Origin of the sequence: Streptomyces sp. NPDC048255 (assembly GCF_040652415.1) — a bacterium.
Classification (GTDB): Bacteria; Actinomycetota; Actinomycetes; order Streptomycetales; family Streptomycetaceae; genus Streptomyces.
This window is the reverse complement of sequence record NZ_JBEZMA010000113.1, coordinates 1-8076: the sequence shown is the minus strand read 5'-3', so window position 1 is coordinate 8076 and position 8076 is coordinate 1. Positions and strand designations below refer to the sequence as shown.

The 8076-nt window shown below is 70.9% G+C and carries 8 protein-coding genes; 2 read left to right on the top strand and 6 right to left on the bottom strand.

All coding sequences use genetic code 11. The features are described from left to right. The first annotated feature begins 285 nt into the window (after positions 1–285). Positions 286–1950: an alpha/beta hydrolase gene (locus AB0D94_RS37310; protein WP_362062271.1), complete on the top strand. Its 1665-nt coding sequence runs from the start codon at positions 286–288 to the stop codon at positions 1948–1950. 66 nt (positions 1951–2016) lie between these two features. Here the strand turns inward: AB0D94_RS37310 and AB0D94_RS37305 are convergent, their stop codons facing one another. The 6 genes from AB0D94_RS37305 to AB0D94_RS37280 form a co-directional block, all read right to left on the bottom strand. Continuing rightward, positions 2017–2727 carry a lysophospholipid acyltransferase family protein gene (locus AB0D94_RS37305; protein WP_362062268.1) on the bottom strand — a complete coding sequence of 237 codons (711 nt, stop codon included), beginning with the start codon at positions 2725–2727 and terminating at the stop codon, positions 2017–2019. Between the two features lie 99 nt (positions 2728–2826). Next, positions 2827–2985, bottom strand: coding sequence for a hypothetical protein (locus AB0D94_RS37300; RefSeq protein WP_362062265.1), 159 nt, complete (start codon positions 2983–2985; stop codon positions 2827–2829). 31 nt (positions 2986–3016) lie between these two features. Next, a complete protein-coding gene (locus AB0D94_RS37295) occupies positions 3017–3973 on the bottom strand; it encodes a cytochrome c oxidase assembly protein (protein ID WP_362062262.1) in 957 nt (318 codons plus the stop codon). An 89-nt stretch (positions 3974–4062) separates the two neighbouring features. Beyond that, positions 4063–5088, bottom strand: coding sequence for a 6-phosphofructokinase (locus AB0D94_RS37290; protein WP_362062259.1), 1026 nt, complete (start codon positions 5086–5088; stop codon positions 4063–4065). 215 nt (positions 5089–5303) lie between these two features. Beyond that, positions 5304–6032 carry a glutamine amidotransferase gene (locus AB0D94_RS37285; protein WP_362062256.1) on the bottom strand — a complete coding sequence of 243 codons (729 nt, stop codon included), beginning with the start codon at positions 6030–6032 and terminating at the stop codon, positions 5304–5306. A gap of 28 nt (positions 6033–6060) precedes the next feature. Next, positions 6061–7299: a MurT ligase domain-containing protein gene (locus tag AB0D94_RS37280; RefSeq protein WP_136211516.1), complete on the bottom strand. Its 1239-nt coding sequence runs from the start codon at positions 7297–7299 to the stop codon at positions 6061–6063. 123 nt (positions 7300–7422) lie between these two features. Between AB0D94_RS37280 and def the strand changes: the two genes are divergently transcribed. Further along, positions 7423–7977 carry a peptide deformylase gene (def, locus tag AB0D94_RS37275; protein WP_362062252.1) on the top strand — a complete coding sequence of 185 codons (555 nt, stop codon included), beginning with the start codon at positions 7423–7425 and terminating at the stop codon, positions 7975–7977. The last annotated feature ends 99 nt before the right edge of the window (positions 7978–8076 follow it).

The following is an 8076-nucleotide window of genomic DNA, read 5'->3' as shown; positions in this document are numbered from 1 at the left end:
CGCCACCATGCACAACCTCGCCCTGACACGGTGAACAAGCAGATCAAACACCACTGCGGCCTGCCCAAGACAGACCTTCTGCAACACCCTTTAGGCCTCCCGCACCCGGGGCGCATCGGACACCGCTCAGCGGTACACGCCTCCCCGGTTATCGGCTTGGCAAAGAACCCGGCCGCGCTCTGTCGCCCGGTACGGGTGAGCGACAAGGATCCCCTTGCACGCCGATGACCAGACCGACCGAACCAGGCCGCCCATGGCGGCATTTGACGCAGGGGGAACCACCACGTGATACGCACCGCGACGCTGGGGAGCGCCGCCACTCTCATCACCGGCGCACTCGCGGCGGGCCTGTTGCTCGCACCGCCCGCCGGAGCGGCCCCGGCCGGACGTGACAACGGAGCCGCGGAGGCCGTGGGCGTGAAGATCGCCGCCGCCCGCGCCGCGCACACCGGGATCGACTGGAAGGACTGTCCCGCCGACTGGGGCTTCGAGAAGCCGATCCAGTGCGGCTGGGTGAAGGTCCCGCTCGACTACAGCAAGCCGTTCGGCAAGACCATCGACATCGCGGTCGACCGGATCGGCAGCACCGGCACCAAGGAGGAGCGCCAGGGCGCGCTCATCTACAACCCGGGCGGCCCCGGCGGCTCCGGCATGCGCTTCCCGCGCCGGGTCACCACCAAGAGCCCGCTGTGGGTGAACACCGCGAAGGCCTACGACTTCGTGGGCTTCGACCCGCGCGGTGTCGGCCACTCGGCGCCGATCTCCTGCATCGACCCGCAGGAGTTCGTGAAGGCCCCCAAGGCCGACCCGGTCCCGTCCGGCGAGGCCGACAAGCGCGCCCAGCGCAAGCTCGCGGCCGAGTACGCGGACGGCTGCAAGGAGCGCAGCGGCGAGATGCTGCCGCACATGACCACCCCGAACACCGCGCGCGACCTGGACGTCATCCGGGCCGCCCTCGGCGAGCAGAAGCTGAACTTCCTCGGCGTCTCCTACGGCACCTACATCGGCGGGGTCTACGCGACCCTGTTCCCGACCCACGTGCGCCGCATGATCGTCGACAGCGTGGTCGACCCGGACCAGGACAACATCTGGTACGAGGCCAACCTCGGCCAGGACGTCGCCTTCCAGATGCGCTGGAACGACTGGCAGGACTGGGTCGCCAAGAACGACGCGGTCTTCCACATCGGTGCCACCCGCGCCGAGGTCGAGGCGAAGTACCAGGAGCTGCGCGCCACCGCCAAGGCCAACCCGATCGGCGGGGTCGTCGGCCCGGCCGAGCTCATCGGCTTCTTCCAGGGCGCCCCGTACTACGACTCCTCCTGGGTGCCCGTCGCCCAGACCTGGAGCAAGTACCTCGCCGGGGACACCCAGGCGCTGGTCGACGCGATCGCCCCGGACATGTCCGACCTCAAGGGCAACGCGGCGGCCGAGAACAGCAACGCCGTCTACACCGCGGTCGAGTGCGCCGACGCGAAGTGGCCCACCAGCTGGGCGAAGTGGGACCGGGACAACACCGCGCTGCACGCCAAGTACCCGTTCCTGACCTGGTCGAACGCCTGGATGAACCTGCCCTGCGCGACCTGGAAGTCCAAGCAGAGCACCCCGATCGAAGTCGGTGCCAAGCGCGGTCTGCCGCCGGTGCTGATCGTCCAGTCCGAGCGGGACGCGGCCACGCCGTACAAGGGCGCCGTCTCGCTGCACAAGCGGCTGGCCGGCTCGCGCCTGATCACCGAGCGGGACGCGGGCTCGCACGGGGTCACCAGCCTGGTCAACCCCTGCGTCAACACCCGGGTGGACGCCTACCTGCTGACGGGCAAGGTCGACGCCAAGAACGTGACGTGCGACCCGCACGCCACCCCGGTCGCCCCGGCCCCGGCCGCCGCGAAGTCCCTCGGCCAGGCCGAGGCCTCGGACCTCCCGGCGCACGAGGAGCTCCCGGCCGTCCGCTAGACCGCCGGACCGGCCCGTACGACCGGCCCGTCGCCGGACCCGGGCCGGTCCGTCCCGGGAGGAGGCTCAGCGCGAGGTGCGCCGGGCCTTCTTCCGTTCGGCCTCCTCCTCGGCCTTGACCTCGGCCGCGTACCGGTCGACGTACTCCTGCCCGGACAGTCCGAGGATCGCGTACATGATCTCGTCGGTGACGGCCCGCAGGACCGCCCGCTCGCCCTCCAGCCCCGCGTACCGGGAGAAGTCCAGCGGCTCGCCGAAGCGGATCGTCACCCGCCGGATCTTCGGGAGCTTCTGCCCGGGCGGCTGGATCTCGAAGGTCCCGACCATCGCGCACGGTACGACGGGCACCCCGGCGCCCAGCGCCATCGCGGCCACGCCCACCTTGCCCTTGTACAGCCGCCCGTCGTGCGAGCGCGTGCCCTCCGGGTAGATGCCCAGGAGCTCCTCCTTGGCCAGCACCCCGAGCCCCTCGCGCAGGGCCGCCTGTCCGGCGTCCTTCCCGGAGCGGTCCACGGGGATCTGCCCGGCGCTGCGGAAGAACGCGGCGGTGAGCCGGCCCTTGACCCCGGGGCCGGTGAAGTACTCGGCCTTCGCGAGGAAGGTGATCCGCCGCTTGAGGATCGCCGGCATCAGGAAATGGTCGGAGAACGACAGGTGGTTGCCCGCGATGATCGCGGCCCCCTCCGTCGGGATGTTCTCCAGCCCCTCGATCCGCGGGCGGAACAGCAGCCTCAGCAGCGGACCGAGCAACACGTGCTTGAGCAAGTGGTAGAACACCAGGCCGCTCCCGTCGATGTCCCGTTGTCACGGCCATCGTACGGACAGTCAGCCCCGGTCCGGCAGGTCAGGGGCAGCCTTGATCGCACACTGTCTTGATCACACGCTGCGGGAGGCGGCCATCCCGGCGGTCAGCAGGCCCAGCACCACCCAGCCGAACCACAGCCAGCCGTTGCTGCCGAGGGCCACGGAATACGTGGCCACGGCCACCAGAGCGGCGAAGGTCATGACAGCCATCGCCTTAACAGATCCGGTCATGCCCCATGGTCGCGCGCGAAGGCGGTAACCGCTACTGGCGACGCGCCTGGAGCGAGGCCAGATACGCGTTGTACGCCTCCAGCTCCTGGTCCCCGTCGCGGTCCGCGGCGCGGTCGGAACGCTTCGCCGCCCGCTGCTCGGAGTGGTACCACTGGTAGACCAGCGCGATCAGCACCAGCACCGAGGGGATCTCGCTGAAGGCCCACGCGATGCCGCCGCCCCACTGCTGGTCGAGCAGCGGATCGATGCGGAGGGAGGCGGGCGGGTTCGCGTACGTCTTGATCATCGGCTCGCTCGCCATCATCAGCGCGATGCCGAAGAAGGCGTGGAAGGGCATCCCGGCGAAGAGCTCCAGCATGCGCATCACGTATCCCGGCCGGTGCGGGCCGGGGTCGATGCCCATGATCGGCCAGAAGAAGATCAGGCCGACGGCGAGGAAGTGCACCATCATCGCGATGTGCCCGGTCCGGCTCTCCATCAGGAAGTCGAAGAGCGGGGTGAAGTACAGGGCGTAGAGGCTGGCGATGAACATCGGGATGGTGAAGGCCGGGTGCGTGACGATCCGCATGTACCGGCTGTGCAGCAGCATCAGGAGCAGCTCGCGCGGCCCCTTGGTGCCGCGCGGGGCCGGCGGCAGCGCGCGCAGCGCCAGCGTCATCGGCGCGCCGAGCAGCAGCAGGATCGGGGTGATCATGCTGATCACCATGTGCTGGACCATGTGCACGCTGAACATGACCATGCCGTAGTCGTTCAGCTTCGTGCACATCACCAGGATCACGCTCAGCACACCGAGCGTGAACGCGACGGTCCGGCCCACCGGCCAGGAGTCCCCGCGCCGGAGCAGCCGCAGCACGCCCCACCCGTACAGGGCGAGCCCCAGCAGCGAGGCGATCAGGAAGAAGCCGTCGAAGGAGAACTCCAGACCACGTCCGAGAGTGAAGGGCGGCAGGTCCATGTCCATGTCCATGCCGTGCCCGCTGTGATCCATCTGTTCACTCCCTTGACTGTGGCGCCCCACCACAGTAATGCCGCCCCCGGACGCATCCGCGCCCGGGGCCGCCACTCACCGCGCGGGAGTCACAGGACGTTCTGCGCCTCGGCGTACCGGTCCGACGGGACCGTCTTGAGCGTCTGCACCGCCTCGGCCAGCGGAACCATGACGATGTCCGTGCCGCGCAGCGCCGTCAGCATGCCGAACTCGCCCCGGTGCGCGGCCTCCACGGCGTGCCAGCCGAAGCGGGTGGCGAGCACCCGGTCGTACGCGGTGGGCGTGCCGCCGCGCTGGACGTGGCCCAGGATCACCGGCCGGGCCTCCTTGCCGAGGCGGTCCTCCAGCTCGACGGCGAGCAGGTTGCCGATGCCGGCGAACCGCTCGTGCCCGTACATGTCCGTGCCGCCCTCCTCGAAGCGCATCGAGCCGGGACGCGGCTTGGCGCCCTCGGCGACCACGACGATCGCGAAGCGCTTGCCCGCGGAGAAGCGCTCGCCGACGATCGCCGTCAGCTCGTCGATGTCGAAGGGGCGCTCCGGGACGACGATCGCGTGCGCGCCGGCCGCCATGCCGGAGTGCAGGGCGATCCACCCGGTGTGGCGGCCCATGACCTCCACCACCATCACGCGCTGGTGGGACTCGGCGGTGGTCTTCAGCCGGTCCAGCGCCTCGGTGGCGACCCCGACGGCGGTGTCGAAGCCGAAGGTGACGTCGGTGGACGCGATGTCGTTGTCGATGGTCTTGGGGACGCCGACGATCGGCAGGCCGGCCTGCGAGAGCAGGTGGGCGGCCTTCAGGGTGCCCTCGCCGCCGATCGGGATGATGGCGTCCAGACCCAGGTCGGCGACGTGGCCGCGGGCGCGCTCCACGCCGTCGCGCAGGTGCGCGGGCTGGACCCGGGAGGAGCCGAGGATCGTGCCGCCGCGGGCCAGGATGCCGCCGACGGCGTCGAGGTCGAGCTTGCGGTAGTCCGCCTCCAGAAGGCCCTTCCAGCCGTCGTGGAAGCCGATCACCTCGTCGCCGTGGTCGACGACGGCTCGGTGCACGACGGAGCGGATGACGGCATTCAGGCCGGGGCAGTCGCCACCGGAAGTGAGCACACCAATGCGCATGGCAGGAAGAGACCTTTGCAACGTGGGCCGGCGACCGGACCACGTCGTCCGGTTGGAACTACGGCCACCCTACAAGCGGTGGAGCGGTGGGCTGAACCATCCTCCACATGCTGGTCGCACTCGTCGTACGAAAGCACGTCGGCCCGGTTCCCCCTAGGGAAAACCGGGCCGAACAGATGATGACGGGGCCGCCCCGATGAGCGGTCCGCCGGGCCCTACGCGGGCTGCGTCGCCGCCGCGATGCGCTCGGCGCGCAGCGCCTCGTACCACCGGTCGTCTATGGCCGGCAGCGCGTTCACGTCGAGGGCCAGCTTCAGCAGCAGGTCCGCGATGTGCGGGTTGCGCGCCATCACGGGGCCGTGCATGTAGGTGCCGAACACCGTGTCGTTGTACGCGCCTTCGGTGCCGTCGCCGGTCCCGTTGCCGCGGCCCATGCTCACCCGGGCGAACGGCCGGGCCGTCGGACCGAGGTGGGTGACGCCCTGGTGGTTCTCGAAGCCCGTCAGCTGCGGCAGGCCCAGCCGCGGGTCGATGTCCGCCAGCACGTCGCCGACGCACCGCTCGCCCTCGCCGCGCACGGTGACGACGTCGAGCAGGCCGAGGCCCTGCTGGCGCTCGCCCATGTCGTTCACGAACTCGTTGCCGAGGATCTGGTACCCGGCGCAGACGGAGAAGACGATCGCCCCGTTCGAGACGGCCCGCTCCAGACCGCCGTCGCGCAGCAGCCGCTCCGCGGCCAGCCGCTGCGGCCGGTCCTCACCGCCGCCGATCAGGTAGATGTCGCCCGAGGTGGGGATCGGCTGGTCGCTGCGCACGTCCACGCGCTGCACGTCCAGGCCGCGCTGACGCGCCCGGCGCTCCACCACGAGGGCGTTGCCCTGGTCTCCGTACGTGCTGAGCAGGTCGGGGTAGACCCACACCAGACGCAGGCTGTTGTCGCTCATGCTCTTGTCCTCTGCGTTTCTGACGGGTCTAGTTGCCGACGCGGCGGCGCACGTCCTGGAAGGCGGTGTAGTTGGCGATCAGCTCGATCTGTCCGGGCGGCGCCAGCTGCACGGCCTCGTCGAGGGTCTCGCACACCCGGAAGTCCAGGCCCGCGACCTCCAGGCGGACCGCCAGGTCCAGCTTGCGGTCGCCGATCACGAAGATCGGGTGGCCCGCCAGGCGCGGGTAGTCCACGTCCCACAGCCAGGAGGTGTCGGTGCCGTCGGCGCCGCGCGCGTTCACCGAGAGGATCACCGGGGTCGGCGGCGGGTCGATCAGCGAGAACGTCTCCAGCCAGCCGGCCGGGTTCTTCGCGAGCAGCAGCCGCAGTTCGCGGCCCTGGAAGCTCACCACGTCGTAGCGGCCGGCCACGGCCTGCACCTGGTACATCCGCTCCAGTGCGACCTGCGGCGGGACGCCGAAGACCGCGGCCACGGCGGCCGAGGTGGCCGCGTTCGCCTTGTTGGCGCGTCCGGGCAGCTGGAGGTGGATCGGCCAGGCGCTGCCGTGCGGGTCGAGCACGTGGTCGCCGGAGAGCACCCAGCTGGGGGTGGGGCGGCGGAAACCGCACTCGCCGCAGAACCAGTCGTCGCCCGGGCGCTGCATGACGCCGCCGCAGGAGGGGCACGACCAGGCGTCGTCCTTCCACTCCTGGCCGGCCGCGACCCACACCACGTTCTGCGAGGAGGAGGCCGACCAGACGATCAGCGGATCGTCGCAGTTCGCGACGATCACGGCCTTGGAGCCCTGGAGCCCCTCGCGCCACTTCTCCGCGAGCATGCGGGTCTCGGCGGCGCGGTCCAGCTGGTCGCGCGAGAGGTTCAGCAGGGCGATCACCTTGGGGGTGACGTCCCGGGCCACTCCGGCCAGGTACTTCTCGTCGACCTCGATGACGCCGTACTTGGCGTCCGAGCCGCCCGCCAGCGCCGAGGTGATGCCGGCCGGCATGTTCGCGCCCAGGGCGTTGGAGACGACCGGACCGCTGGCCCGCAGGGCCTCCGCGATCAGCCGGGTCGTCGTGGTCTTGCCGTTCGTCGCGGAGACGAGGACGACATCGAGATGCTGCGCCAGCGCTCCGAGGAGATCGGGGTCGAGCCTGAGTGCGACCTTGCCACCGATCACCGATCCGCTTCCGCGTCCCGCGGCCCGCGACACCGCCGCCGCGGCCTTGCCCGCCGTCACGGCCAGCTTGGCCCGCGGCGAAAGCGGCTCCGTGTTGCCTGCCATCGTCCCTTGTCCTCCTTGCGTCGGTCGGCCCCAGCCTATCCAGTACCGGCCGGGGCCTTGACCGCGGCGCCCCCGGGCCGCCGCAGATCTCCTCATATATTCGCCCGTCGTACCCTTACCGCCATGCGACAGCGCCCCATCCCCGGTACGTCCGGCACCGTCCGCACCATGAGCCTGCTGGGCGATCCGGTGCTCCACTCCGCCTGCGCGGAGGTCACCGAGTTCGGCCCGGCCCTCGACCGGCTCATCGAGGACATGTTCGCGACGATGTACGCCCACCAGGGCGTCGGCCTCGCCGCGAACCAGATCGGGGTCGGGCAGCGGGTGTTCGTCTACGACTGCCCCGACGACGAGGACGTCCGCCACGTCGGGCACGTCGTCAACCCCCGCCTGGTGACGGCCGACGGGGACGAGTACCTCGGCCCCGAGGGCTGCCTCTCGCTGCCGGGCCTGGAGGCGGGCACGGCCCGCTTCGACCAGGCGGTCGTCGAAGGGGTCACTTCCGACGGGGCCGCCGTCCGGATCACCGGGACCGGCTTCTTCGCCCGCTGCCTCCAGCACGAGTGCGACCACCTCGACGGGACGGTGTACGCGGACCGCGTGACGGGGCTGCGCGCGCGCAGGCTCCGCCGGGCGATCCGCAAGACGCCGTGGGGCGCCGAGGCGCTGCGCGGCTAGCGGTTCCCTCCGCAGCCCCGGCTCCGCCAGGCATGTTCAGCCCCGCCGGCGTTTGATGCGCGGGTCCGGGCAGAGCCCGGTGCCCGGCGGAGCCGGGTT

Bases quoted from the DNA above. Each gene is read 5' to 3' on its own strand.
- AB0D94_RS37285 (WP_362062256.1), bottom strand. From the start codon at position 6,032: ATGAGCGACAACAGCCTGCGTCTGGTGTGGGTCTACCCCGACCTGCTC.
- AB0D94_RS37300 (WP_362062265.1), bottom strand. From the start codon at position 2,985: ATGACCGGATCTGTTAAGGCGATGGCTGTCATGACCTTCGCCGCTCTG.
- def (WP_362062252.1), top strand. From the start codon at position 7,423: ATGCGACAGCGCCCCATCCCCGGTACGTCCGGCACCGTCCGCACCATG.
- AB0D94_RS37295 (WP_362062262.1), bottom strand. From the start codon at position 3,973: ATGGATCACAGCGGGCACGGCATGGACATGGACATGGACCTGCCGCCC.
- AB0D94_RS37280 (WP_136211516.1), bottom strand. From the start codon at position 7,299: ATGGCAGGCAACACGGAGCCGCTTTCGCCGCGGGCCAAGCTGGCCGTG.
- AB0D94_RS37290 (WP_362062259.1), bottom strand. From the start codon at position 5,088: ATGCGCATTGGTGTGCTCACTTCCGGTGGCGACTGCCCCGGCCTGAAT.